This window comes from Sulfitobacter sp. TCYB15 (genome assembly GCF_040435955.1).
GTDB classification, from domain to species: Bacteria; Pseudomonadota; Alphaproteobacteria; order Rhodobacterales; family Rhodobacteraceae; genus Sulfitobacter; species Sulfitobacter pontiacus.
Genome location: NZ_CP159193.1, coordinates 932,200 through 957,036, shown reverse-complemented (window position 1 = coordinate 957,036; position 24,837 = coordinate 932,200). Strand labels below are relative to the sequence as shown.

At 62.1% G+C, this 24,837-nt stretch carries 24 protein-coding genes; 5 read left to right on the top strand and 19 right to left on the bottom strand.

Translation table 11 applies throughout. From position 1 onward, the window contains the following. Positions 1-13: 13 nt before the first annotated feature. From ABM428_RS04580 to ABM428_RS04560, 5 genes are all read right to left on the bottom strand, one after another. A complete protein-coding gene (locus tag ABM428_RS04580) occupies positions 14-472 on the bottom strand; it encodes a methylated-DNA--[protein]-cysteine S-methyltransferase (protein ID WP_074635804.1) in 459 nt (152 codons plus the stop codon). A gap of 33 nt (positions 473-505) precedes the next feature. Beyond that, positions 506-3,421, bottom strand: a complete 2,916-nt coding sequence (gene ileS, locus ABM428_RS04575; protein ID WP_132997104.1) for an isoleucine--tRNA ligase — start codon at positions 3,419-3,421, stop codon at positions 506-508. A gap of 196 nt (positions 3,422-3,617) precedes the next feature. Next, a complete protein-coding gene (locus tag ABM428_RS04570) occupies positions 3,618-4,619 on the bottom strand; it encodes a TIGR01620 family protein (protein WP_353628204.1) in 1,002 nt (333 codons plus the stop codon). After that, the gene (locus ABM428_RS04565) at positions 4,619-5,074 is read right to left on the bottom strand and encodes a GNAT family N-acetyltransferase (RefSeq protein ID WP_005851714.1); all 456 of its coding nucleotides are present in this window, start codon (positions 5,072-5,074) and stop codon (positions 4,619-4,621) included. Before ABM428_RS04565 ends, ABM428_RS04570 begins: the two co-directional genes overlap by 1 nt. Then, positions 5,071-6,483 carry a YcjX family protein gene (locus ABM428_RS04560; protein ID WP_165934320.1) on the bottom strand — a complete coding sequence of 471 codons (1,413 nt, stop codon included), beginning with the start codon at positions 6,481-6,483 and terminating at the stop codon, positions 5,071-5,073. The genes ABM428_RS04565 and ABM428_RS04560 overlap by 4 nt, the downstream gene beginning before the upstream one ends. 92 nt (positions 6,484-6,575) lie before the next feature. Between ABM428_RS04560 and truA the strand changes: the two genes are divergently transcribed. Continuing rightward, entirely contained in the window at positions 6,576-7,364 is a 789-nt protein-coding gene (truA, locus tag ABM428_RS04555; protein WP_132997106.1) for a tRNA pseudouridine(38-40) synthase TruA, read from the top strand. A 9-nt stretch (positions 7,365-7,373) separates the two neighbouring features. Here truA and gndA read toward each other — a convergent pair whose 3' ends face one another. After that, positions 7,374-8,801, bottom strand: coding sequence for an NADP-dependent phosphogluconate dehydrogenase (gene gndA, locus ABM428_RS04550; protein WP_353628203.1), 1,428 nt, complete (start codon positions 8,799-8,801; stop codon positions 7,374-7,376). A 153-nt stretch (positions 8,802-8,954) separates the two neighbouring features. Between gndA and ABM428_RS04545 the strand changes: the two genes are divergently transcribed. Both ABM428_RS04545 and ABM428_RS04540 read left to right on the top strand, forming a co-directional pair. Next, a complete protein-coding gene (locus tag ABM428_RS04545; protein WP_005851707.1) occupies positions 8,955-9,413 on the top strand; it encodes an NUDIX hydrolase in 459 nt (152 codons plus the stop codon). Between the two features lie 87 nt (positions 9,414-9,500). After that, positions 9,501-10,982: an inorganic phosphate transporter gene (locus ABM428_RS04540; protein WP_132997108.1), complete on the top strand. Its 1,482-nt coding sequence runs from the start codon at positions 9,501-9,503 to the stop codon at positions 10,980-10,982. Between the two features lie 25 nt (positions 10,983-11,007). Here ABM428_RS04540 and ABM428_RS04535 read toward each other — a convergent pair whose 3' ends face one another. From ABM428_RS04535 to ABM428_RS04525, 3 genes are all read right to left on the bottom strand, one after another. Further along, positions 11,008-12,006 carry a 2-dehydropantoate 2-reductase gene (locus ABM428_RS04535; RefSeq protein WP_132997109.1) on the bottom strand — a complete coding sequence of 333 codons (999 nt, stop codon included), beginning with the start codon at positions 12,004-12,006 and terminating at the stop codon, positions 11,008-11,010. After that, the gene (argF, locus tag ABM428_RS04530) at positions 12,003-12,908 is read right to left on the bottom strand and encodes an ornithine carbamoyltransferase (protein WP_009826142.1); all 906 of its coding nucleotides are present in this window, start codon (positions 12,906-12,908) and stop codon (positions 12,003-12,005) included. The genes ABM428_RS04535 and argF overlap by 4 nt, the downstream gene beginning before the upstream one ends. Positions 12,909-12,983: 75 nt before the next feature. Further along, positions 12,984-14,159, bottom strand: coding sequence for an aspartate aminotransferase family protein (locus tag ABM428_RS04525; protein ID WP_353628202.1), 1,176 nt, complete (start codon positions 14,157-14,159; stop codon positions 12,984-12,986). Between the two features lie 432 nt (positions 14,160-14,591). Here ABM428_RS04525 and ABM428_RS04520 point away from each other — a divergent pair, with 432 nt between their 5' ends. Further along, a complete protein-coding gene (locus tag ABM428_RS04520; RefSeq protein ID WP_353628201.1) occupies positions 14,592-15,191 on the top strand; it encodes a GcrA family cell cycle regulator in 600 nt (199 codons plus the stop codon). A gap of 69 nt (positions 15,192-15,260) precedes the next feature. On the opposite strand, the gene ABM428_RS04515 is transcribed toward ABM428_RS04520, so the two are convergent. From ABM428_RS04515 to coxB, 10 genes are all read right to left on the bottom strand, one after another. Beyond that, positions 15,261-15,698, bottom strand: coding sequence for a VOC family protein (locus ABM428_RS04515; protein ID WP_278375968.1), 438 nt, complete (start codon positions 15,696-15,698; stop codon positions 15,261-15,263). 6 nt (positions 15,699-15,704) lie between these two features. Continuing rightward, positions 15,705-16,289, bottom strand: coding sequence for a GNAT family N-acetyltransferase (locus tag ABM428_RS04510; RefSeq protein WP_005851700.1), 585 nt, complete (start codon positions 16,287-16,289; stop codon positions 15,705-15,707). Further along, a complete protein-coding gene (locus ABM428_RS04505; protein ID WP_260004887.1) occupies positions 16,289-17,551 on the bottom strand; it encodes a pitrilysin family protein in 1,263 nt (420 codons plus the stop codon). Before ABM428_RS04505 ends, ABM428_RS04510 begins: the two co-directional genes overlap by 1 nt. After that, positions 17,548-18,936 carry a threonine synthase gene (gene thrC / locus ABM428_RS04500; RefSeq protein WP_132997113.1) on the bottom strand — a complete coding sequence of 463 codons (1,389 nt, stop codon included), beginning with the start codon at positions 18,934-18,936 and terminating at the stop codon, positions 17,548-17,550. Before thrC ends, ABM428_RS04505 begins: the two co-directional genes overlap by 4 nt. Positions 18,937-18,941: 5 nt before the next feature. Beyond that, complete coding sequence (locus ABM428_RS04495) at positions 18,942-19,622, bottom strand: SURF1 family protein (protein WP_132997114.1); 681 nt, start codon at positions 19,620-19,622, stop codon at positions 18,942-18,944. A 120-nt stretch (positions 19,623-19,742) separates the two neighbouring features. Next, a complete protein-coding gene (locus tag ABM428_RS04490; protein ID WP_005851694.1) occupies positions 19,743-20,546 on the bottom strand; it encodes a cytochrome c oxidase subunit 3 in 804 nt (267 codons plus the stop codon). A 23-nt stretch (positions 20,547-20,569) separates the two neighbouring features. After that, positions 20,570-21,145, bottom strand: a complete 576-nt coding sequence (locus tag ABM428_RS04485) for a cytochrome c oxidase assembly protein (protein WP_005851692.1) — start codon at positions 21,143-21,145, stop codon at positions 20,570-20,572. Then, positions 21,145-21,321 carry a hypothetical protein gene (locus ABM428_RS04480; RefSeq protein WP_005851690.1) on the bottom strand — a complete coding sequence of 59 codons (177 nt, stop codon included), beginning with the start codon at positions 21,319-21,321 and terminating at the stop codon, positions 21,145-21,147. The genes ABM428_RS04485 and ABM428_RS04480 overlap by 1 nt, the downstream gene beginning before the upstream one ends. Next, complete coding sequence (cyoE, locus tag ABM428_RS04475) at positions 21,321-22,256, bottom strand: heme o synthase (protein ID WP_005851689.1); 936 nt, start codon at positions 22,254-22,256, stop codon at positions 21,321-21,323. Before cyoE ends, ABM428_RS04480 begins: the two co-directional genes overlap by 1 nt. Positions 22,257-22,319: 63 nt before the next feature. Beyond that, positions 22,320-23,216: a cytochrome c oxidase subunit II gene (gene coxB / locus ABM428_RS04470; RefSeq protein WP_005851687.1), complete on the bottom strand. Its 897-nt coding sequence runs from the start codon at positions 23,214-23,216 to the stop codon at positions 22,320-22,322. Between the two features lie 179 nt (positions 23,217-23,395). Between coxB and tldD the strand changes: the two genes are divergently transcribed. Next, a complete protein-coding gene (gene tldD, locus ABM428_RS04465) occupies positions 23,396-24,820 on the top strand; it encodes a metalloprotease TldD (RefSeq protein WP_288959623.1) in 1,425 nt (474 codons plus the stop codon). Positions 24,821-24,837 lie beyond the last annotated feature (17 nt).

Below are 24,837 nucleotides of genomic sequence, written 5' to 3'. Positions count from 1 at the left end.
CGAAACCTCTAAACTAGATCAGCAACCCTGCCGCCCCTTCGTGGCGTAGCAGGGCGACCTTGGTCTCTACCCCGCCAGCACCCGAGTATCCGGTCAACCCCTTGGCCCCCATCACACGGTGGCACGGCACGATGACAGGTACAGGGTTCTGCCCGCAGGCCTGCCCCACCACTTGCGCCGGGATCGCCAACTTGGTCGCGATGTCACCGTAGGTCACAGTATCGCCAAAGGGGATCGCCGACATCTCGGCGCAGACCGCTTGCAACGTGGCACTTCCGCCAATGCGCAGTGGCAAAGTGAACTGTGTCAGCCGCCCCGCATCATAGGCACGCAGCTGCGCCTCGGCCTCATCCAGCAGCGCGCTTTTGTCTTGGTGTAGGGTATCCTGCCCCCAATGCAGGTGGGTAATCGCGCCCGCATCCTCGGTCACGACCAAGGTGCCAAAGCGCGTGGGAATGCTGCGCCGCTTCACCCGAGTTTCCGGATCAAGCGGCGCGGCGTCATCTTAGGACACAGCCTCGTCACACCGGGCACAAACGCCCGCGTGATCATGGGTGCCGACATCCGGCAGTACTTTCCAGCAGCGTGCGCATTTCTCGCCCGAAGCTTTCTCGAACACCACGGCAACGCCGTCGGTCTCTGGCATACGGAACGCCTCTGCCGGGGCGTCATCGCCGGTGATGGCGATCTGCGAGGTGATGCAAACGTCTTCGAACGCAACGCTTTCAAGCGCCGCCCGCTGAGCGTCATCGGCAACAAACACCATAGGTGCGGCCTCAAGCGAGGCCCCGATGACCTTCTCGACCCGCTGCACTTCCAAAGCCGAGGTCACAACCCGCCGCGCGGCACGCACCTTGCCCCATTTCGCCGCCAGATCGGCATCCAGCCACGCCTTGGGCGTTTCAGGGATATCCGTCAGGTGAACCGAGCTTTCGTCGCCGGGGAACCGTTCAAGCCAGACTTCCTCCATGGTGAACACCAGCACAGGGGCCAGCCATGTCGTCAGACGGTGGAACAGGATATCCAGCACCGTGCGCGCAGCACGGCGGCGCAGCGTGTCGCCGTCGCAATACAGCGCATCCTTACGCACGTCGAAATAGAACGCGGACAGATCAACTGTGGCAAAGGTGAACACCGCCTGGAACACGCCTTGGAAGTCGTAGCGCGCATAGCCTTCGCGCACGATCTGATCCAGCTCTGCCACACGGTGCAGCACCCAGCGTTCAAGCTCTGGCATATCTGCAGGTTCGGTCCGGTCGGCATCGGTAAAGTCCGACAGCGCGCCCAGCATATAGCGCATGGTGTTGCGCAGACGGCGGTAGCTGTCGGCGGTGCCTTTCAGGATTTCCGGCCCGATCCGCTGGTCCGCAGTGTAATCGGTCTGCGCCACCCACAGACGCAGGATATCCGCGCCATATTGCTGCACGACCTTTTCGGGAACGATGGTGTTGCCGATGGATTTGGACATCTTCATGCCCTTCTCATCCAGCGTGAACCCATGCGTCACCACGTTACGATAAGGCGCGCGGCCTGTGGTGCCCACGGATTGCAGCAGCGACGAATGGAACCAACCGCGGTGCTGGTCCGTGCCTTCCATATAGACATCCGCGATACCGTCTTCCGAGCCATCCTCGCGGTCGCGCAGAACGAAGGCGTGGGTTGAACCGGAATCGAACCACACGTCCAGAATGTCGAATACTTGGGTATAGTCGTCGGGGTTCACGATGCCGCCAAGGAACCGCTCTTTCGCGCCATCTTCGTACCAGACATCCGCACCGTCAGCCTCGAACGCCTCAACGATGCGCTGGTTGACCTCTGGGTTACGCAGCAAGAAGTCTTCATCCGTTGGCAGCGCGCCATTCTTGGTAAAGCAGGTCAGCGGCACACCCCAGGCCCGTTGACGTGACAGCACCCAGTCGGGGCGTGCCTCCATCATCGAGTGCAGACGGTTGCGGCCCTTTTTGGGCACCCAGTTGACGTTGTCGATCTCGGTCAGGGCGCGTTCACGGATGGTCTTGCCGAATGTGTCCTGCCCGTCGCCAACGGGCCGGTCGATCGCGGCGAACCACTGCGGCGTGTTGCGGTAGATGACCGGAGCCTTGGAGCGCCAGGAATGCGGGTAGCTGTGCTTGATCTTGCCACGCGCCAGCAGCCCGCCGACCTCGACCAGCTTGTTGATCACGGCCGTGTTGGCGTCGCCTTCCTTGCCGTTGGGTTTGAGGATCTTCTTGCCGCCAAAGAACGGCAGATCGGCGCGGAAAGACCCGTCTTCGACCACGTTATACGTGATCACCTGATCCAGCATCCCCAGACCGCGGTAGAGTTCATATTCCTCAAGACCATGCGACGGCGCACAATGGACAAAGCCCGTGCCTTCGGTGTCGGTCACGAAATCAGCGGCACGGAAGTCGCGCAGATCGTCCCATTCGCCATTGCTGCCTTCGGCCCCCGCCAGCGGGTGCTGCAGCTTGATCTTTGCCAGTTCGTCCTGCGTCACATCCCGCAAACGGCGCACCATCGTGTCGTCCAGACGCGCACGCCCGAACACATCCATCGCCATGCTGTCCGACAGCAGATAGCGATCACCGATAGTGACCCAGGATTCCTCGGGGCGGCCGGTGACTTCGTACAGACCGTAAGAGATATCCTCGCCATAGACGACGGCCTTGTTGGACGGCATGGTCCAGGGCGTCGTGGTCCAGATCACGACGTGCGCGCCGTCAAGGGTGGCGTCATCCGTGCCAACAACCTTGAACTTCACCCAGATCGTAAAGCTTTCCTTGTCGTGGTATTCCACCTCGGCCTCGGCCAGCGCGGTCTTTTCAACCGGCGACCACATCACGGGTTTGGAGCCTTGATAGAGCGTGCCGTTCATCAGGAACTTCATGAATTCTTCGGCGATCACACGTTCCGCGTGGAAATCCATCGTCAGATAGGGGTCTGCCCAGTTGCCGGTGATGCCCAGACGTTTGAATTCGTCACGCTGCACATCGACCCAGCCCGCGGCGAACTTGCGGCATTCGGCGCGGAAATCGTTGATCGGCACATCGTCCTTGTCGCGGCCCTTCTGGCGGTACTGCTCTTCGATCTTCCATTCGATGGGCAGACCGTGGCAATCCCAACCGGGGATATAGCGCGCGTCAAAGCCCATCATCTGGTGCGACCGCACGATCATATCCTTGATCGTCTTGTTGAGCGCGTGGCCGATATGCAGGTTGCCATTCGCATAGGGCGGGCCGTCGTGCAGCGTAAAAGGCTTGCGCCCCTGCTTTTCGCGCAGGCGGTCATAGACGCCGATCTTTTCCCACCGCTCCAGCCATTCGGGTTCGCGTTTGGGCAGGCCCGCGCGCATCGGGAAATCGGTTTTCGGCAGGTTCAGCGTGGATTTATAATCAAGCGTTTCGGGGGTGTCGGCGCACATGGCGGGCGTCCTTTGGCAACGGTATTTCGGAATGGTGAATGTTCGGATGCGGTGCGAAAAACTCAAGCACCTCTGCCCGGCGTCTCGTCAATCAGAGCGCCGGGAAAATAATTCGAATAATGATCGCGGAGTTCCGGGTCATATGCAGCCTTATAGGCCGCAGCAGATCGACCGACAAGCCCCCTCGCCCCGGCATCTAGCTGCCTTTGGAAAACAGCCCCGACAGCGCGCGTTTGATGATGCTGCGCACCTTGGGGCGGCGGGGTTCAGAGAACGGCATGGGGCGGCAAACCTCCATCGCGGCGACGCCAACGCGGGCAGTCAACGCACCGTTCACCAGCCCTTCGCCAAAGCGGCGCGACAGTTTCGCCAGCATCGTTCCGCCAAGGATCGGCTCCAGCATGTCGTCGCCCACTGCCACGGCCCCTGTCGCCACCAGATGCGACAGCACCACCCGCGTCAGACGCCAAGAGCCAAAGAAGCCCGAGCGCCCTCCATAGATCTCGGCCACGCGGCGGATCATGCGCAGGTTGCTGGTCATCGCCGCGACCACATCGGCCAGCGCCAAGGGCACCAGCGCCGTCACCGTCGCGACCTGACGGGCCGCCGCCTCGACCTCGCGGCTGGCGGCGATGTCGAGAGGGCCCAACAGCTCTGCCTCAGTCAGGGCCAGCAAGGTCTGCGCATCCAACTGATCGCCGCGCAGCTCTGCCAGACGGTCGCGGCCCCAACGGGTATCCTCGCGGCCCTGATACAGGCCAACCAGCCGGTCCGTCACAGCCCGAGCCGCAGTCAGATCATTCTGCGCCAGCGCCTCGCCCACATCGTGATGCAAGCCGTCGAGCCGCGCCAGACGGCTAAACGCCGCCAATTCACGCAGACAGAGCAGTACCAGAACCAACAGCACCGCACCAATAAGCACGGTCATCGCCAGCCCCAGCAGCGGATAGCTCGCCAGCAGCCCCGTGATGAAGTTCCACGCGGCAATCGACACCAGCGCGCCGATCAGCGTGGTCAGCAGCCACCAGAACAGGCGTACCAGCTTTGACGGCTTGCGCGCGGCCAGCCGTGCCGCGATCTGCATCGCCTGCCCTTGCGGCGCGGGCGCACCTACGTCGGGCACCGGCGGCGCATCCGATACCGAAGGCCGCGCGGTTGTGTCTTCTTCAAGATCAAATAGCACCGGACCCTTGGCCATCACGCCGCCCCTTTCATCCACTCAAACCGCACATCGGGCAGCCCGAAATCATTGCCTGCCCCGTCGCTGCGCGCCACCTCTATAAAGCCCGCGGCACGGTAGAACCGCGACGCACGCAGGTTCGCCTCGAAACTCCACAGCGCGAGCCGATCGCTTTGTGCCTTGGCCCCGTTCAGCAAACGCTGCGCGATTCCTTTGCCTTGGGCCTTGGGGTGCAGATACAGCCCGTGAATCTCGGCCGCACGCCGTGCCAGAAAGCCCACAACATGCCCCTCGGTCCGCGCCACCTGCACCCAGCCCACGTCGATCATGTCGCCCAGGGTGCCGATCTCTTCTGCGCGGCTGTGGGCCTGAGGCAGCCAATCGTGATCTGCATTAGCGCAGGCCATCACCTCTGACAGGCGACCGGCATCGAGCACCCGCGCGGGTGCGATGGTCACATCATCACCGGTCACAGACGATCCCCGATCAGGAACTCCGCCGCGCGGTCCAGACGGATATGCGGCGGCCCGTCACCGGGGCGCAGGTTCAGCCGAGCAGGCGCAAAACGCATGATCTGATAATCCTGATCCAGCCATTTTTCCGCCCCCGCCCGCGCAGGGCTTAGAAGATGTGCCGGGTCTTTGGGCAGTTCACCGGGATAGAACGCGGCCTCTTTGCCGGTATCCAGCAGGCTGCCGCGCACGACCTCCAGAGTTTCGCCGTTGTGCGTCATCGTGGCTTCGGTCGTGGCACGCAAAGACGCCAATGACATAGCCGATGTCTGAGCCCCCGCAAAGCGCGCGCGGTCGCGGGCATCCCGTGTCAGCGCCTCCATGATCGCGGTGAGGCTGGCGTGCTGACTGTGGTGCAAATGGTCTGCCTTGGTCGCGGCAAAGAGGATTTTCTCGACCCGTTTGCCGCGCAAAAGCTGCGTCAGAAATCCGTTGCGGCCGGGTTTGAAGCTGCCAAGGATATCGCTCATGGCAGCGCGCAGATCCTCGACGGCACGGGGGCCCTGATTGATCGCGCCAAGCGCATCCACCAGCACGACCTGCCGGTCGATCCGCGCAAAGTGATCGCGAAAGAACGGTTTGACCACCTGCCGCTTATACGCCTCGAACCGCCGCGCCATCTCGCGTAGCAGTGACCCGCGCGACCCCTCACCACCCGGCAGGGGCGCAAAGGTCAGCACCGGCGATCCGGCCAGATCACCGGGCAGCAGGAACCGACCCGGTGTGCAGTCGGAATAGCCATTCGCACGTGCCGTTTGCAGATACTCGGCAAAGCTGGCGGCCAGCGCTTGGGCCACGGGTTCGTCCAATGCCGCCTCGGGGTCGGTCCCCTCCACCAGCGCGCGGTAGCCCGCGGCCTCTTGGCGGTTGGCAATCCGCGCCAGCACCTGCGCCGACCACGTGGCATAATCCACATCCATCAGCGCCAGGTCCAGCAGCCATTCGCCGGGGTAATCCACGATATCCAGATGCACCGTGCGCGGCCCCTGAAACCCCGCAAGCAAGCCGTTTGGCCGCACCCGCAAGGACAGGCGCAGTTCCGATATGGCGCGGGTGCTGTCGGGCCAATGCGGCGTGGGCCCCGTCAGCGCGGCAAGGTGGTTTTCATATTCGAACCGCGGCACAGTATCGTCGGGCTGCGGCTGCAAGAACGCCGCCTCGATCCGCCCTTCGGAAGCAGCAAGCAGCCCCGGCATCCGCCCGCGATCCAGCAGGTTCGCCACAAGCGAGGTGATAAAGACGGTCTTGCCGGAGCGCGCCAAACCGGTCACGCCCAGACGGATCACAGGCTCGAAAAACGTCTCGGACACCCCGTCCTGCACATTTTCCACCTGCCGCCAAATGCCATCGGCAATTCTTGAGAGTACCAAAGCCCGTGCCCGCCTTCACCTGTCGTTACGCTCTAACATAGGCACGCGGGTCAGGGATTGCCAGATGGGCACCCTCAGGGTAAACGCCCGCCATGCAACGCTATGCCCTGAAAATCGAATACCACGGTGCCCCTTTTGTCGGCTGGCAACGCCAGATCGACCTTGCGTCGGTCCAAGGCGCGATAGAGGCCGCTTTGGCCAAGATCGAACCGCGCGCCCATAACATCGCCGCCGCAGGGCGCACCGACGCCGGTGTCCACGCGCTGGCGCAGGTCGCCCATTGCGATATGGAACGTGACTGGACCCCGTTCCGCCTGTCCGAGGCGATCAACTATCATCTGAAACCACTGCCCATTGCGATCGTCGATTGCGTCGCGGTGGATGATGATTTTCACGCCCGTTTTTCCGCGCTCGAACGCCGGTATCTGTTTCGTGTGCTGGTACGTCGCCCTCCGGCGACACATCAGGCGGGGCTGGTCTGGCAGGTCAAGAAGCCGCTGGACATCGACCGCATGCGCGAGGCCGCGACCCATCTGATCGGCGAGCATGATTTCACCACCTTCCGCTCGACCATCTGTCAGGCGCAAACGCCGGTCAAAACGCTGGACCGCGTGGATATGACAGAGCATCCCGTCGGCGGCGGTGTCGAGGTGCAGTTCGACGTGCGCGCGCGGTCGTTTCTGCACAATCAGGTGCGCAGCATCGTGGGCACGCTTGAACGCGTCGGGGCCGGATCATTCGCGCCCGACGATGTGAAACAGATGCTCGCCGCGCGGGACCGTCAAGCCTGCGGCCCCGTCGCCCCGCCGCAGGGTCTGTATCTGTCGCATGTCACCTACGAGACAGACCCTTTCGCGCAATCGCCCCTGCGCCGCGGCTAGACCAGCGCCCTAGTCGCGCCGGATCGCGTTCCACGTCCCGTGGTGAGCGCCCGCGATATCGCCGCGTTCAAACCCATGCGCACCGAAAAAGTCGCGCTGCGCCTGGATCAAATTCGCGGAGCCGCGTGCGGTTCGGATGCTGTCATACCACGCCAGTGACGCGCTTAGCGCGGGCATGGGCACGCCCAGGCTCACCCCGGCAGCGACGGTCTTGCGCAGGCCAGCAAGGTGATCGCCCAGCATATCGCGGATGGCCGGGGCGAGGATCAAGGCCCCCTCGGGCAATCCTGCGTGGAACGCATCGGCCAGATCGTCCAGCAAGGCTGACCGGATGATACAGCCCGCGCGCCAGATCTCTGCAATGCGGGCCATATCCAGCTGCCAGCCAAATTCGTCAGAGGCGGCGGACAACACGCGGAACCCCTGCGCGTGACCCAGAATGCGCGCGGCCAGCAGGGCCGATTTCATCTCATCCTCGGTTGGCAGCGTGCCGCCGGTCACCGCATCCGGCAAGAGCGGCGCCGCCGCGACCCGCAAGTCTTTCTCGCTGGACCAGCCACGGGCACCGACTGCCGCTTCGATCGAGCTGGCCGACTGGCCAAGCTTCAGCGCCTCGATCAGGGTCCAGCGGCCCGTGCCTTTCTGACCCGCCTTATCAAGGATCAGATCCACCATTGGCGCCCCGCTCTCGGCATCCACGGTTTGCAGCGCGGCGGCAGACACCTCGATCAGGTAAGAGCTGAGCGGCCCTTTCTGCCAGCTTTCAAACAGCGCCCCGATCTGCGGTGCCGTTTGCCCACCGGCGTCGCGCAGCAGCCCGTAGACTTCGGCGATCATCTGCATGTCGGCATATTCGATCCCGTTGTGCACGGTCTTGACGAAATGCCCCGCCCCGTCCGGCCCCAGATGATCGACGCAAGGCGCGCCCTGAAACTTGGCCGCAATCTCGCTGAGCATGGGGCGCAGCTGGGTCCAGCTGTGATCGGTACCACCCACCATCATCGACGGGCCGTGGCGCGCGCCCTCTTCACCGCCCGACACGCCCATGCCGACAAAATGCCGCCCCGTACCGTCAAAGGCGGCGGCGCGGCGTCGGGTGTCGTGGAAATCGGCGTTGCCGCCATCAATGATGGTGTCGCCCTCATCCAGCAGCGGCATCACCGCGTCAATCATCGCATCCATCGGAGCACCCGACGGGATCATGAACAAGATGCTGCGCGGCTGCGCGATACTGTCGACAAAATCCTCAAGCGTCGCGTGGCCCGAGAGCTGACCCGCCAGCGGTCCGGTCTCCTCCAGAAAGGGCGCGATCCAATCGGCTTCGCGGTTGCTAACCGCCACACGGAACCCCTGCTCGGCCAGATTAAGCGCCAGTGCACTGCCCATCGTCCCCAGACCATAAACGCCAATATCTGCGGTCTTTAAATCTGCGGCCATCGCGCTAAATCTCCTATAAGGTCCATCAAACAGTGGGATGCACACCGCCGCTGCACAAGGGTTTGCGGGGGTGAAATTGATTCTCGTCTCTTTTTCAGCTACGATGACCGGATAAAAGCAAGAACAACGAAGTTACAGGTTAACGTTTTAATTATGATACATGAACTCAAACGCGCGTGGGAGGGTATGATCCTCCCCATCTGGCGCCGCCCCAAACGTATTCAGGTCGCCGCATTGTGCTACCGTGAAACCCCCGAAGGTAAAGAAGTCCTGATGATCACCAGCCGTGACACCGGCCGATGGATCGTGCCAAAAGGCTGGCCGATTGACGGGTTGGACGGGGCCGGTGCCGCCCTGCGCGAAGCATGGGAAGAGGCAGGCGTGTCCAAGGCCGATATCGAGAGCGAGCCGATCGGGTATTATGACTATGACAAGGGCCTGTCCGAAGGGATGACCACGCCCGTCATCGCACAGGTCTACCTGACCCGCGTCCGTCACATCGAGGATGAATACCCCGAGGTTGACATGCGCACCCGCCGCTGGATGCCCCCAAAGGAAGCCGCCGAACTGGTGGCGGAGCCTGATTTGCGCGAAATCCTTCTGAACCTCTAGTCGCCACGCCCCGATAGCCCCCCGTGCGGCCTTGCGAAACCGTTTTCACTGTGCCACGAGCGCATGGTTTTAGAGAATGAGGCAGCAATGACCGACGGACCCAAAGGCCAACAGTGGAAAACACTGGATTCTGACCTGAACCGCATCTCGCGGGTGGAACAGGCCGCGACCTATGTGGCGCGGCCTATGGTCGGATTTGGCATTGCCCTTGCCTTCATCGTATTGGCCGCGCTGGTCGCAGGCCTGTTCTTTGGCGCGCAGCCGTCCAACTATGTGGTGATCGCCGCCGCGGCCTTCGGGGCCTATATGGCGGTGAACATCGGGGCCAATGACGTTGCCAACAATATGGGCCCCGCCGTCGGGGCCAAGGCGCTGAGCATGGGCGGTGCGATCATCATTGCTGCCATTTGCGAAAGTGCCGGTGCCCTTCTGGCTGGCGGCGACGTGGTATCGACCATCTCGAAAGGGATCATCGACCCCGCGTCGGTCGCGGATTCCCAAGTGTTCATCTGGGCCATGATGGCCGCGCTGATCTCGTCGGCACTATGGGTCAATCTGGCCACATGGGTGGGCGCACCGGTATCGACCACACACTCGGTCGTGGGCGGCGTCATGGGGGCCGGCATCGCGGCTGCGGGGATGGCGGCGGTGAACTGGCCTTCGATGAGTATGATCGCCCTCAGCTGGATCATCTCGCCCGTCTTGGGCGGCGCTGTCGCAGCGATGTTCCTGGCGCTGATCAAGTCGCAAATCCTCTATCAGGAGGACAAGATCGCTGCCTCGCGTCGCTGGGTGCCGATCCTGATTGGCGTCATGTCCGGTGTCTTTGCCACCTATCTGGCGCTCAAGGGGCTCAAGAAGATCGTCGAGATCAACATGGGCTCTGCCCTGCTGATCGGTTTGGCCTGTGGCGCTTTGGCCTATGCCATTTCCTACCCCGTCATCCGCCGCGCGTCGGTCGGGATGGAAAACCGCAACAAATCCGTCAAAGTGTTGTTCGGCCTGCCGCTGGTCTTTTCCGCAGCGCTGCTCAGCTTTGCCCATGGGGCCAACGATGTCGCCAACGCGGTTGGGCCCCTTGCCGCGATCGTCCACGCCTCGGAGTTCGGCGGGTTCGAGGCCAAAGTCTCTATCCCTATGTGGGTGATGGTGATCGGGGCCTTCGGCATTTCCTTCGGGCTGTTCCTTTTCGGGCCGAAACTGATCCGCATGGTGGGCAGCCAGATCACCAAGCTGAACCCGATGCGCGCCTATTGCGTCGCCCTCTCTGCGGCGATCACCGTGATCATCGCCTCGTGGCTGGGCCTGCCCGTCAGCTCTACCCATATCGCTGTGGGGGGCGTTTTTGGCGTTGGCTTCTACCGCGAATGGCATATGGAGCGCCGCCTGCGTCGCCCCGGTGCCAAAGCCGGTCAGGTCAAACGCATCGCGGTAGAGGAACGCCGCCGCCGAAAACTCGTGCGCCGGTCGCACTTCATGACCATCGTCGCGGCATGGGTCATCACTGTCCCTGCGGCAGCAACCATGTCAGCGATGATCTTTCTGGGGTTGAACGCGCTGGTCAACTAAGCGCTGTGGCGCATGGCCTTGCCGCCTAGCGAAGGTCCGAGGGGTCCATATCGGGCAACCCCGGACCGCGCGCCTGCGCCTCTTTCACCAGATCAGAGACCCGCTGACACAGCGGCGTGGCGACGCCTTCCTGCGTCCCCATCGCGATGATCCGCCCCTGAAGCGCGTCGATCTCGGTCGGTTTACCCGCTTCCAGGTCATAGGACATCGAGGTCCGCGCCATCGGGTCAATCGTCAGCATCTTGGCCGCGACACGTGAGAACAGCGGCGTCGGCAGGCGCAGCACCCAAGGGATCAGCTGTGCGGGCAATGGCGTAGAGGATGCAGGGTGGATACCATGAGCCTTCAGCACGGCAAGCGCCTCGGCCATCTGGGCGGCCATCACGCGCCGCCAGCGCCGGTCAAGCAGTTGTTGCTGCAAGGTCAGCCCTGACAGGGCGTTCAGCGCGTTGTTCAGGTTCAGCAACAGCTTGCCCCATTGAACGCCGATGATCGCCCCCGTCCCCGTAACCTGCAATCCCGGCACCGACAGATAGCCCGCCAGTGGCATCCGGCCCGTTTCGACGAAGATATCCCCGCTGGTCGCGCGGTGATACCGCCCGTCGCCATGGGGGACGACATTGAAAGGCACCATGCCCCCGCGTACATCATGCAGCGGCAAGGCCTCGCGCAGGATCTCGGCCGCGTCGAGGCCGTTTTGCAGGCTGACAATGGTCGACAGCGCCGGCGTGTGCTGCGCCACCAGCCGTGCGATTTCGGCGGTGTCGTCGGTCTTGACCGTGACCAGCACGATCCCCGCCTCGGCAAGACAGGCAGGGTCCTGAGAGAGGGTCAGGCTTGCGGCAGGCACCTGTTGGTCGAGCCCGTCAAAACCCGTCAGCCGCAAACCATGCTTGCGGATCTGCTCTGCCACGCGGGGACGTACCAACAGCGTGACATCGCGACCGTGGGCGGCAAGCATGCCACCCACAAAGCAGCCGATCGCCCCCGCACCCGCGACAACGATGGGCCGCCGATCGCTCATTTCCCCAAGCACCAGCGCATGACCGACTTTTGCGCGTGCAGCCGGTTTTCAGCCTCGTCAAAAATGACCGAGCTCGGGCCGTCCATAACAGAGCTTGTCACCTCGTCATCGCGGTGTGCGGGCAAACAGTGCATAAACAGCGCGTCAGGCTTTGCCTTGGCCATCAGCGCGTCATTCACCTGATAGCCGCGCAGCTGGTTGTGCCGACGTTCGCGCGCCGATTGCGGATCATGCATCGACACCCATGTGTCTGTCACGACCAGATCCGCGCCCTCTACCGCTTTGTTCGGGTCACGCTCGGTTGTGTAAAGGCCATTCAGCGCGGCCTCGGGGTCCAGTGTCTGCGGGCCGGTAAACACAAGTTCGAAATCAAAGGCTTTGGCCGCATGCGCGAAGCTCGCAAAAACGTTGTTACCGTCACCTGACCAGACCACCTTTTTGCCCTTGATTGGGCCGCTATGCTCTTCAAAGGTCATGATATCGGCCATGATCTGGCAGGGGTGGGTGCGGTTGGTCAGCCCGTTGATCACCGGGACAGAGGCATATTCCGCCATCTCCAGCAGGGTCGCCTCTTCGAAGGTGCGGATCATGATCAGATCGACATAGCGGCTGAGCACCCGTGCCGTGTCGGCGATGGTCTCGCCGTGGCCGAGTTGCATATCTGCGCCAGACAGCACCATCGTCTGCCCGCCCATCTGACGCACGCCCACGTCAAAGCTGACCCGCGTCCGTGTCGAGGGCTTTTCAAAGATCAGCGCGACCATGTGATCCTTGAGCGGCTGTTCATCATCCGGCGCACCACGGGGGCGGCCCAGACGGGACGATTTCATCGTGGCGGCATTGTCGATGATGCTGCGCAGGTCAGCCGGATCGGTTTGGTGAATGTCGAGAAAATGTTTCATGGGATATTCTTTTAATTTTAGGGAGTTGGGGGGCCAGCCCCCCGGCCCCCCGGAGTTTATAGGGCAAAATGAAGGTCAGCTGGCAGCAAGACTGCTGGCCGCTTGATCAAGGCGGGAGACGGCCTCGGCGATGTCTTCATCGGTGATATTGAGAGGGGGCAGCAGGCGGATTACGTTATCCGCCGCCGGTACTGTGATGACCTCGTGACGGTACCCTGCGGCGACGACATCGCTGTTGGTGGCTTTGCATTTCAGCCCCAGCATCAGCCCGCTGCCGCGCACGCTTTCGAACACGTCAGGGTGGCTGGCGACCAACCCTTCGAGCTTTTGGCGCATCAGGCCGGCCTTGCGGTTCACATCGTCAAGAAAGGCGTCTGTGCCGATAATATTGACCACAGCATTGCCCACGGCACAGCCCAGCGGGTTGCCGCCATAGGTCGACCCGTGGGTGCCCGCCGTCATGCCAGAAGCCGCGTTCTCTGTAGCCAGCACGGCGCCCAGGGGGAAACCGCCGCCGATGCCTTTGGCGACCATCATGATGTCGGGGGTGACGCCGGCCCATTCATGGGCGAACATCTTGCCGGTGCGGCCCACGCCGCATTGCACCTCGTCAAAGATCAGCAGCAGCCCGTGTGTGTCGCACAGCGCGCGCATCTGTTTGAGGTCCGCATCCGGCACGGGACGGATGCCGCCTTCGCCCTGCACCGGTTCGATCATGATGGCGGCTGTGGTATCGGTGATCGCCGCGCCAAGCGCCTCCATATCGCCAAATTCGATATGTTTGAAACCGGGGAGCAGCGGGCCGAAGCCTTTGGTCATTTTCTCGGATCCTGCCGCCGCGATCCCGGCAGATGACCGCCCGTGGAACGAGCCCGAGAAGGTGATGATCTCGGTCCGGTCGGGCTGGCCCTTGTCGTAGAAATACTTGCGCGCCATCTTGACCGCCAGTTCGCATGCCTCGGTGCCGGAGTTGGTGAAAAACACCGTATCGGCAAAGCTGAGCGCGACCAGTCGGTCGGCCAGTTCCTGTTGCTGGGGGATCTCGTAGAGGTTCGAGGTATGCCAAAGCTGCCGCGCCTGTTCGGTCAGCGCCGCCACCAGCGCGGGGTGCGCATGGCCAAGCGCGTTCACCGCAATGCCTGCGCCCAGATCCAGAAATCGGCGGCCGTCCTGTTCAATCAACCAGGACCCTTCGCCTTTGACAAAGCTCAGGGGGGCGCGTGAATAGGTCGGCAGAACAGATGGGATCATCAGGATCATCCTTATGGTTTGGCCGCATCAAAGACACAAAAGGCCATGTGTGACGGAGAGGGTCAATAAGATTTGAAGGGGTGCGACGCAATTTATGTCGCAAAAGATCAATGCCGTGCCCCCCGTGTCAGGGGCCGGTGTCGCCAATTAGCCTTGGCGTCGTCGCAATGAGGATGTCGAACGGTTGATCATGCTGTTTGCATAAGCAGCTTTTCGCGGCTTGCAAAGCAAAAATTGGCGCGCGATCGCCGCAATCTGTGCCACGAACGGTGCCGGGGATGCTTTGCTGTGGTTTTAAGGGAGCGTTTGCCCCCGCTGCCGCCCCAATCGCCCGTTCGCGCCTTGCACCCAAGCTGTCAGTGATTAGTATAGGGGCTTGAGATTTTTCCACGGCGGTCCTGAGAAGGGCCGCTTGTTAGCTAAGGACGCCAAATGTCTTGGACCGATGACCGCGTAGAGATCCTGAAGAAAATGTGGGGCGAGGGCCAATCCGCAAGCCAGATTGCAAAGGAGTTGGGCGGTGTGACCCGCAATGCCGTGATCGGCAAGGTGCATCGTCTGGGGCTGTCCAACCGGACCGCAACCGCAGCGCCCGCCGCCGCCCCTGCTGCGGCGGCCAAACCGGAAGCCAAGGCCAAGCCTGCCGCGAAACCCGCCGCAGCCGCCAAGCCCAAGGCTGACCCCGCCCCCGAAGCCGCAGAGCCGGAACCGGCAGAGGCCGCGCCAGCGCCCCGCCCCAACCTGCCCGCGCGCGCCAAGATCATTCCCGCCGGTCAGCCGCTGCCGCCGCAGCCCTCCGCGAACGAGATCAGCCCGGAAGCGCTTGCCAAGGTGAGCGAGGTCGAGAAAAAATCGAAGAAGATCGGCCTGATGGACCTGACAGAGCGGACCTGCAAATGGCCCGTCGGTGACCCTGCAACGGATGATTTCTGGTTCTGCGGTCTGCCCGTACAGCAGGGCAAGCCCTATTGTGAGGCACACGTCGGCGTCGCCTTCCAACCGATGAGCGCGCGGCGCGACCGCCGCCGCTAAGCTGCCAGTCAGCCACTGCGGACATCAGAGTAACGAAAGGCCAGACAGCGATGTCTGGCCTTTTTCGCATCAACGCGTCGGCGCATTGGGTGGATCATCCCTGCCCGGCTCTGCCGGATTATCGCAGAACAACGCGATCTTGTTGCCTTGGGGGTCACGCAGGTAGCTGACGTAGAAGCGCGGGCCATAGGTGGCGCGAAACCCCGGCTGGCCCTCATCGCTGCCGCCCGCGGCCAGCGCTGCGGCGTGTAACACGCGCACCTGTGCCTGGCTGGTTGCTTCGAACGCGATCATCGACCCGTTGCCAGCAGAAGCCGGCGCGCCATCAAAGGTCGGTTTGACGTAGAAATCTGGCATGGCCGCGGGCTGCCCCGAAGCCTGTGGCAACACAAAGCTCAAGCCCTCGGGACCTTCGGTCAACGCATAGCCCAAGGCTGGCAGGAAAGCGGTATAGAAGCGTTTGGCACGTGCAAGGTCGTCTGCCCCGACGGTGACATAGGCGATCATAGCCCCCTACCCCGCTGCGGTCTTGCCCCGACGGTCCCCGCGCAGCTGCGCATACAGCACATGGGTCCGCCAGCGCCCGTCGATTTGCAGATAGCTTTGCGCGACGCCTTCGTACTTGAAACCGGTCTTTTCCAGCAACCCGCGCGAGGCGATGTTCTCGGGCAGGCAAGCGGCCTCGACGCGGCTGATGTCCAGACGGGTGAAGGCGTGGTGCACCGTCGCCTCGATCGCTTCGCGCATATAGCCGCGGCGGGCGAATTGTTCGCCGGTCCAATACCCCAAGGTGCCCGCCTGTGCTGGGCCGCGGCGGATATTATCCAGCGTGATCGCCCCGATCAGCATGTTATCCTTGCGGCGGATCAGGAACAGCGGCAGCGCCGTCCCCGCAGAGACCGACCGGTTGGCCCAGTAGACCCGATTGGTAAACGCTTTGCGCGACAGGTGGTCCGGTGCCCAGGACGGCTCCCACGGGGTGAGGTAGGTGATGCTGTCCGACCGCAGGGTGGCCCAGGGGCGGAAGTCAGCATGCACCGGTGGCCGCAACGTCAGCCTTTCGGTTTCAATGGCAAGCTTTCGTTTCAGCAGTTGCATCAGGCAGCGCGACGCTCCTGAAGTTCTTCCAATGTGGGGGCGCCGTCTACCGGACCATAAAGTGCCAATGCCGCAGGGGCGCTGGAGGCGATATTCTGGGCAAAGTCGCGCACGTCGCCTGTAGTGACCGCGTCGATCTGCGCGATGGTCTCTTCCAGCGGGGGGACGCGGTCCCAGATCTGAATGAGACGCGCCAGACGTTCCGCGCGGTTCGACGGGCTTTCCAGCCCCATCAGCAGCCCAGCCTTCATCTGCGCCCGTGCTCGCGCGACCTCTGCCGGGGACATGTCGGCGGCGGCGCGCTTCATCTCGTCAATCGTGATGCCCGCCAGTTCGGGCAGCTGTTCCCCGCTGGTGCCAGCATAGATCGTCATCATGCCCGTATCGGCATAGGCCCCTGCCTGCGCGAAGATCGTATAGCACAGGCCGCGGTTCTCGCGGACCTCCTGGAACAGGCGGCTCGACATGCCGCCCCCCAGGGCAGAGGCATAGATCTGCGCGACATAAATATCATCGGCGCGGTAGCCGGGCGCTTCGAACCCGAGCGCGAAATGCGCTTGCTCAAGCGGTTTCAACTGGCGCACTTCACCGCCGCTGAATTTGGCAGCATCCACGTCGAAGAGAGGCTTGGGGGGCATGTCGCCGAACAGCTGTTCAGCAAGGCGCACGATTTCGTCATGGTCCACCGCCCCAGCGGCGGCGAGGATCATCTGGTCGGGGCCGTAATGCTGGCTGATAAAGCCCGACAGGTCTTCGCGGCTGAAATTCGACACGCGTTCGGACGGGCCCAGAATGGTGCGCCCGATGGGTTGGTTGGGGTATGCCTTTTCCTGCAACCAATCAAAGATCACATCATCCGGCGTATCCAGCGCCTGACCGATCTCTTGCAGGATCACGCCGCGCTCCACCTCGATCTCGCCATTATCAAGGACGGGATTGCGCAAGATATCCGCGATCACATCCAGCCCCAGCGACACGTCATTTTCCAACACGCGCACGTAATAGGCCGTTACCTCGCGCGAGGTATAGGCGTTGATATAGCCGCCCACATCCTCGATCGCTTCGGCGATTTGCAACGAGGTGCGCTTGGCCGTGCCCTTGAACGCCATATGCTCAAGGAAATGCGCGATACCGTTTTGCGTGGCCGTCTCATGCCGCGCGCCCGCCGAAACCCAGACCCCGATAGAGGCCGATGCAAGCCCCGGCATATGTTCGGTTACGATACGAAAGCCGTTGGACAGGCGGTGTTGTTGCAAGCTCACTGAGCGATGCCCCCTTTAATGATATCCTTGAGCGCCTCAAGGTCGTTCGGCACGCGGGTCACGCGTTCTTCGCGGTCGAAAAGATCGGCCATGTGGTCAGGCAGCGGCGGGCGCTGGCCTGTGGCGGCTTCGACCGCATCGGGGAACTTGGCCGGATGCGCGGTGGCCAGCGTGATCATCGGCGTCGCCGGATCACGCAAGGCCGCCCCCACGCGCACCCCGATGGCAGAATGCGGGCACAGAAGCTCATTTGTGTCGGCGTAGAAGGTCTTGATCGTCTCGCTGGTTTCCTCTTCGGATACGCGGCCCGATTTATAGGTGTTTTGCAGATCGCGCAGGGCATTGTCGCCCACATCGAACCCGCCCTTCGCCAGATCGCCCATCAGCGCATTGATCGCGTCGCTGTCTTGGCCGTAGGCGAAATACAAGGCGCGTTCAAAGTTGGAGCTGACCTGAATATCCATCGATGGGCTGATAGAGGCATGAACCTCGCCCTTGTGGTAGCCGCCTGTGGTCAGGCAGCGGTGCAGGATGTCATTCTGGTTCGTCGCAACCACCAGATCGGCAATCGGCAGGCCCATTTCCCGCGCGATATAGCCCGCGAAGATATCGCCGAAGTTGCCCGTGGGCACGGTAAAGCTGACCTTGCGGTCCAGCGCGCCCATAGCGAGCCCTGCGGTGAAGTAATAGACCACCTGCGCCAGCACGCGGCCCCAGTTGATGCTATTGACCCCTGCCAGTTGCACCCCGTCACGGAAATCGTGGTCGTTGAACATGTCTTTCAGGCGGGCCTGACAGTCGTCGAAATCACCGTCCAGCGCCAGCGCGTGCACGTTGCTTTCCGATGGTGTGGTCATCTGTCGGCGCTGCACTTCGGACACGCGGCCGTGGGGGAAGAGGATGAAAACGTCAACGTTATCCAGCCCGCGGAAGGCTTCGATCGCGGCCGATCCGGTATCGCCCGAGGTCGCACCGACGATGGTCACCCGTTCCCCCTTGCGCGACAGAACGGCCTGGAACATGTGGCCGATCAACTGCATGGCAAAATCTTTGAACGCCAGCGTGGGACCGTGGAACAGTTCAAGCAGGAAGTGCCCCTGTTCAAGCTGCACCAGCGGCGCGCGCACCTTGTGGTTGAAGCCCGCATAGGCCTTGGCGATCAGTGCCTTGAATTCATCGTCGCTGAATGTGTCGCCGACAAAGGGTTTCATCACACGAAAGGCGACATCCTCGTAGGACATCGTGGCCATCTCGCGCAGCTCATCGGTGCCAAGCGTCGGGATCGTTTCGGGCACATACAGGCCGCCGTCACGGGCGAGGCCGGTCAGCAGCGCCTCTTCGAACGACAAAACGGGGGCGGAACCACGGGTGGAGACATAACGCATAAGGGTCAGCTTTCGGTTTTGGGCGCGCGGCGGCGGCGCAAGAAGAACAGGCTCATCCCAAGCCAGATCGCGGCAAGAGAGAACCAAGTGATGGCATATTGCAAGTGGTCGTTGGGAATACGGGCGGTATCGACGGGCAACGGGCTGATCCCCGCTGGCTGAGGCGTGCTGCTGCGCGCAACCAGAAGAACGGGTTCGGTGCCAAGCGTTTGCGCCATATCCGGCACATCGCGGGCGAACCAGATGTTGCCCTTCAGGTCGGCCTCTGGGGTGAAGCTATCGGTTTCGCGCGGCCATTGCAGATTGCCCGTCACCGTCGCGGGGCCCAATGCGCGGGGGGCGTCCTTGTCCGTCGTCAGGACAAAGCCGCGGTCGACCATGATGCGGCGGCCATCCTCTAGCGTGAAAGGCGCGATGACGCGGTAGCCTGCGCCGACGTCTTTCTGGGACACAAGCACATGCACCTCGCCTGCGTCGAAGGAGCCGGTCACCGCGACGGGCAGATAGGCGTCATCCTCGGCGTTGACGGTAGGGGGCAGGTCAACGGGGGCGGCGGCGATGCGGGTGTTGATGTCGGCGATGATCGCCTCTTTCCACGCCAGCCGCTGGATCTGCCAAACGCCCAGCCAGATCAGGATAGCAGCCCCGCCAAGGCCGACAATCAGCAGGAATAGCGTACGACGCATAAAGCTCTCTTGAGGTTGGCACCCGTGGACGGGTGGCGGCAATGCAAAGGCGCGCAAGGTCCCCCTCGCGCGCCTGTTGCTTTTAGTGATTGCGGCCCGGTTTGCAAGCCGACTGCGGGCTTAGATGCCCCACATGTAGACGGCGAAGAAGAGGAACAGCCAGACCACATCAACAAAGTGCCAGTACCAGGCAGCGGCTTCGAAGCCTACGTGCTGCTCTTGGGTAAAGTGGCCTTTCATCGCGCGGAACAGGCAGACCGCAAGGAAGATCGTGCCGATCACAACGTGGAAACCGTGGAAGCCTGTCGCCATGAAGAAGCTGGAGAAGAACAGGTCGCCGCCGAAGGTCCAGTCGTCATGGGCCAGCAGTTCATAATATTCATAGGCCTGGAACGCGGTGAACAGCATGCCCAGAACGATCGCGATGGACAGGCCGGCGATCAGGTCTTTGCGGTTGTTTTCATGTACCAGCGCGTGATGTGCCCATGTGACAGCGCAGCCCGACAGCAGCAGGATCAGCGTGTTGATCAGTGGCAGGTGGAAGGCGTCAACAGGGATGATATCCGGCTGCACATATGTGGAGCCCGGGAATTCATCCATCGGGTACAGGGCTTCTTTGAAGAAGGTCCAGAACCACGCCACAAAGAACATCACTTCGGACATGATGAACAGGATGAAGCCATAGCGCAGACCGATGCGCACGACGTTGGTGTGATCGCCGACGTGGCTTTCAGCAACAACCTCGGACCACCATCCGAACATGCAGTACAGAACGGCAACCAGACCACCCAAGAAGACGAAGGGGGTTACATCGTGCATCCAGAAGACACCACCAACCAGCATGACACAGCCGGCGATGGAGCTGAGCAATGGCCATGTGGACGGCGGCAGAATGTGATAGTCATGGTTCTTTTCATGGGCCATTGGTTCAGTCCCTCACCTTTTTCTTAATTCAGGTTTGTCTCGCTGTCCTGATCGGGGGCTTCATAGTCCTCGGGCAGGTCAATTTCATAGAACGTATAAGACAGTGTGATCGTATGTACATACTTGCCATCACGGTCTTCGACGATTTCGGGGTCAACAAAGAAGCTGACGGGCATTTGAACACGCTCACCGGGGGCGAGCACCTGTTCAGTAAAGCAGAAACATTCGATCTTTTCAAAGAAGGCCCCGGCGGCATAGGGCGTCACGTTGTAGGACGCCTGCCCCGCGACGGGGTGATCGGTTGGGTTATAGGCCTCGTAGAACGCCAGCCCGGTCTCGCCGATGCGCAGTTCCATCTCGTTGACGACGGGTTTGAATTCCCACGGCATGTCTTCGTTCAAGCTGCCGTCGAAACGCACCTTGATCGTCTGATCCAGCACCTCGCCCTCGGCTCCGGCGACCTGTCCCGGCGTCCCGCCAAAGCCGGTGACGCGGCAGAACCAGTCGTAGAACGGTACCGATGCCCAGGCCAGCCCCCCCATCAGGATGACGACAGAGACGGTTTGCACCACAGTCTTCGCGGGTCCGGACAGGGCCATCAGTTGCTCTCCTGTGTTTGAAGCTCACCACCGGGCAGATCGTTGAAATCGATGTTGGTGATTTTGACAAAGGTCAGCGCCATGACCAGCACGACGAAGGCGGCCAGCAGCAGACCGACGCCAAGGTTGCGCCCGCGGCGGCGTGTGTGAATCTCGTGTTCGGCGCGAATGCCCATTACCAGCCTCCCAAACCGTAGCCCCGCAGGGTGGCCTCAAGCAGAATGGCACCGAAGTGCAAGAAGAGATACCATAGCGACAGGCGGAAGAACTTGCGTTCTACGCGGAAATCATCGGCTTCGCTGTCATCTTCATCACGCTGCCAGATGCGGAAGGCCCCGATCAGGAACAACAGGTTCAGCACGCCCGCGGTCGCCAGATAGATTGGCCCGCCGATCGAGGTGAAGCCGGTGCCGACCGCCAGAATGACCAGCAAAACAGTATAGGCCAGAATATGACGACGGGTGGAGCGGCGGCCGTGGGTCACGGTCAGCATCGGCACCTTCGCGTCGTCATAGTCATTGCGCATGAACAGCGCCAAGGCCCAGAAGTGCGGCGGGGTCCACATGAAGATCAGCGCGAACATCAGCCATGCCTCGACCGAGAAGCTGCCGGTGGCGATGATCCAGCCGATCACGGGCGGGAACGCCCCCGCAGCACCGCCGATGACGATGTTCTGCGGCGTCGCACGCTTAAGCCACATGGAATAGAAAACGGCGTAGAAGAGGATCGTGAACAGCAGCATACCCGCGGCCAGCAGGTTGGCCGCCAGCCCCAGCATGACGACAGACATACCCGACAGCGCCACACCGATCGCCAGCGCTTCGCCCGGCTGGACGCGCCCCGACGGGATCGGGCGGCCTTGGGTCCGGCGCATGATCGCGTCGATGTCTGCGTCCCACCACATGTTCAGCGCCCCCGAGGCCCCTGCCCCGATGGCGACAAACAGGATCGAGGCAAAGCCGATCACGGGGTGCACAGACTCGGGCGCGGCGAGCATGCCAACAAGTGCGGTAAATACCACCAACTGCATGACGCGCGGCTTCATCAGGGCGAAATAATCGCCGAACTGCGCCTCATACTCGCCCGCAGGTGTCGTGCTGGTATCTGTCATGCGATCTCTCATACAAAAGGAACCCGGGGCGCGCCTCGCGCACCCCGCATCAGCAATTGTGCCTTACTTGGACGCAACGGTCAGAGTCTGCGGGATGCCCGCATACTCTTCTTTCGCGTTGCCAAGCCACTCGGCATAGGCCTCTTCCGAGACGACTTTCACAGTGATCGGCATATAGGCGTGGGCGTTGCCGCACAGCTCGGAACACTGACCGAAGTACACGCCTTCTTTCTCGGCGGTGAACCATGTTTCCGCCAGACGGCCGGGCACGGCGTCCTGTTTCACACCGAAGGCGGGCATCGCCCAGGAGTGGATCACGTCGGAACCGGTGACCTGAACAACGATGGTCTGACCGACAGGGATCACAACGGCGGTATCGGTCGCCAGCAGGAACTGCTGCTCGGTATAGCCGGCTGCTTCAAGCTGCGCGATCACTTCAGGTGTTTTACGGTTTTCGCCGCCAACAGCCGGTGCACCGATCATGTAGCTGTCAAAGCCAAAGCCCTCGTCGACATATTCATAGGACCAGTACCACTGGTTGCCGGTCGCTTTGATGGTCAGGTCGGCCTGCGGGATTTCCTGCTGACGGAACAGGATCGGCAGCGAATAGGCCCCGATCAGCACCAGAATCACGATCGGTGCGACGGTCCAGAGGATTTCAACCGGCGTGTGGTGTGTGAAGGATGCGGCAACGGGGTTGCGTTTGCGGTTATAGCGGATCGCCACCCAAAGGATCAGACCGGTCACGAAGATGGTGATCAAGGTGATGATGATCAGGATCAGGTGGTCCAGATCGTGGATGTCTTGCGCGACGCGGGTCACGGCTGGCTGAAAGCCCATCTTGCCGTCTACCGGCTCACCAATGATTTCCAGCCCGTCGATGCGAAGGTTTTCCTGCGCCATTGCTGGCACGGCGGAAAAAGCGGCCATGAGACCCGAAAAAGAGAGAAGATGTTTCATATGTCGTCCTGATCTTGTGACCATTGATAAGCGAATCCCAGCAGCACCCCGCAATTGGAGGCAGCTGTCCCGTTGTAATCTGTACGCTTACAATCATATTCTAACTTCAAGATAAAGACTTCTGCTTGCGTCAAACGGACGCGAAGCGATTTTTATGACACGATTCAGGGAACATTTTTATGAGCCAGCCGCCTTTTAACCCCTTTGAGGCGCAGCTTGACCGTGACGCCGCGCTGTCCATCCTGCGCGACGCTGTGGCAGGTGCCGACGACGGGGAACTGTTTTTCGAACGCCGGCGGTCTGAAGGGTTGGTGTTTGACGACGGGCGGCTGAAAACGGCCAGCTACGATGCCTCCGAAGGCTTTGGCTTGCGGGCGGTGCGGGGCGATGTCTCTGGCTATGCCCACTCGACCGAGATCACCGAAGCCGCCCTGCGCCGCGCAAGCGAGACAGCACGGCTGGCCGTGGGTGCGGGGGGCGGCACATGGGCGGATGCGCCAGCCGCGACCAATCAAAAGCTCTATACTGACGAAGATCCGATCGCGGGCGCGGCCTTTCCCGTCAAGGTCGACACCCTGCGCGAGATCGACGATTTCGCCCGCAGCCTTGATGCGCGTGTCGTGCAGGTTTCTGCCTCTATCTCTGCCTCTATCCAGGAGGTCGAGATTCTGCGCCCCGAAGGGGCATCCGTCCGCGATGTGCGCCCGATGACGCGGGTGAACGTATCGGTCATTGTCGAACAGGATGGCCGCCGCGAAAGCGGGACCGCCGGTGGCGGCGGGCGTGTCAGGCTGGACGGGCTGCTGGACCCTGCCGACTGGCAGGCCAAAACGCGCGAAGCCCTGCGCATCGCCTGCGTCAACCTGCGTGCCGTGCCCGCGCCTGCGGGCGTCATGGATGTTGTGCTTGGCCCCGGCTGGCCCGGAATCTTGCTGCACGAGGCCATCGGTCATGGATTGGAAGGAGATTTCAACCGCAAGGGCTCAAGCGCCTTTGCCGGCCTCATGGGCCAACGCATCGCCGCCAAAGGCGTGACGGTGCTGGATGATGGCACCCTGCCCGACCGGCGCGGGTCTATCTCTGTTGATGACGAGGGCACGCCCTCGGCCAAGAATGTGCTGATCGAGGACGGTGTGCTGGTAGGCTATATGCAGGACCGGCAGAACGCCCGGCTGATGGGCGTGGCCCCAACCGGCAATGGCCGCCGCGAATCCTATGCCCACACCCCGATGCCGCGCATGACCAACACCTATATGCTGGGCGGCGACGTGGCCCCCGGTGATATCGTCGCGGACCTCAAGGACGGCATCTATGCGGTCGGTTTTGGCGGCGGGCAGGTGGATATCACCAACGGCAAATTCGTTTTCTCCTGCACCGAAGCTTACCGTGTGCGCAATGGCGTGGTCGGGGACCCCGTCAAAGGGGCCACGCTGATCGGCGACGGGGCCACGGCGCTGCAACAGATCCGCGCCATCGGCAATGATCCCGCGCTGGATCCGGGCATGGGCAACTGCGGCAAGGCGGGCCAATGGGTGCCCGTGGGCGTTGGACAGCCGACATTGATGATCGGCGGCCTGACCGTTGGCGGTGCCGCTGCCGCCTGAGCACACCGGATTACCGG

Excerpts from the sequence above, each read along its gene's own strand:
- ABM428_RS04520 (WP_353628201.1), top strand. The coding sequence starts at position 14,592 with ATGTCTTGGACCGATGACCGCGTAGAGATCCTGAAGAAAATGTGGGGC.
- tldD (WP_288959623.1), top strand. The coding sequence starts at position 23,396 with ATGAGCCAGCCGCCTTTTAACCCCTTTGAGGCGCAGCTTGACCGTGAC.
- ABM428_RS04570 (WP_353628204.1), bottom strand. The coding sequence starts at position 4,619 with ATGGCCAAGGGTCCGGTGCTATTTGATCTTGAAGAAGACACAACCGCG.
- ileS (WP_132997104.1), bottom strand. The coding sequence starts at position 3,421 with ATGTGCGCCGACACCCCCGAAACGCTTGATTATAAATCCACGCTGAAC.
- ABM428_RS04495 (WP_132997114.1), bottom strand. The coding sequence starts at position 19,622 with ATGCGTCGTACGCTATTCCTGCTGATTGTCGGCCTTGGCGGGGCTGCT.
- ABM428_RS04545 (WP_005851707.1), top strand. The coding sequence starts at position 8,955 with ATGATACATGAACTCAAACGCGCGTGGGAGGGTATGATCCTCCCCATC.
- ABM428_RS04480 (WP_005851690.1), bottom strand. The coding sequence starts at position 21,321 with ATGGGCATTCGCGCCGAACACGAGATTCACACACGCCGCCGCGGGCGC.
- ABM428_RS04515 (WP_278375968.1), bottom strand. The coding sequence starts at position 15,698 with ATGATCGCCTATGTCACCGTCGGGGCAGACGACCTTGCACGTGCCAAA.
- coxB (WP_005851687.1), bottom strand. The coding sequence starts at position 23,216 with ATGAAACATCTTCTCTCTTTTTCGGGTCTCATGGCCGCTTTTTCCGCC.
- ABM428_RS04540 (WP_132997108.1), top strand. The coding sequence starts at position 9,501 with ATGACCGACGGACCCAAAGGCCAACAGTGGAAAACACTGGATTCTGAC.
- ABM428_RS04510 (WP_005851700.1), bottom strand. The coding sequence starts at position 16,289 with ATGCAACTGCTGAAACGAAAGCTTGCCATTGAAACCGAAAGGCTGACG.
- ABM428_RS04490 (WP_005851694.1), bottom strand. The coding sequence starts at position 20,546 with ATGGCCCATGAAAAGAACCATGACTATCACATTCTGCCGCCGTCCACA.
- thrC (WP_132997113.1), bottom strand. The coding sequence starts at position 18,936 with ATGCGTTATGTCTCCACCCGTGGTTCCGCCCCCGTTTTGTCGTTCGAA.
- truA (WP_132997106.1), top strand. The coding sequence starts at position 6,576 with ATGCAACGCTATGCCCTGAAAATCGAATACCACGGTGCCCCTTTTGTC.
- ABM428_RS04485 (WP_005851692.1), bottom strand. The coding sequence starts at position 21,145 with ATGGCCCTGTCCGGACCCGCGAAGACTGTGGTGCAAACCGTCTCTGTC.
- cyoE (WP_005851689.1), bottom strand. The coding sequence starts at position 22,256 with ATGACAGATACCAGCACGACACCTGCGGGCGAGTATGAGGCGCAGTTC.
- gndA (WP_353628203.1), bottom strand. The coding sequence starts at position 8,801 with ATGGCCGCAGATTTAAAGACCGCAGATATTGGCGTTTATGGTCTGGGG.
- ABM428_RS04535 (WP_132997109.1), bottom strand. The coding sequence starts at position 12,006 with ATGAGCGATCGGCGGCCCATCGTTGTCGCGGGTGCGGGGGCGATCGGC.
- argF (WP_009826142.1), bottom strand. The coding sequence starts at position 12,908 with ATGAAACATTTTCTCGACATTCACCAAACCGATCCGGCTGACCTGCGC.
- ABM428_RS04525 (WP_353628202.1), bottom strand. The coding sequence starts at position 14,159 with ATGATCCCATCTGTTCTGCCGACCTATTCACGCGCCCCCCTGAGCTTT.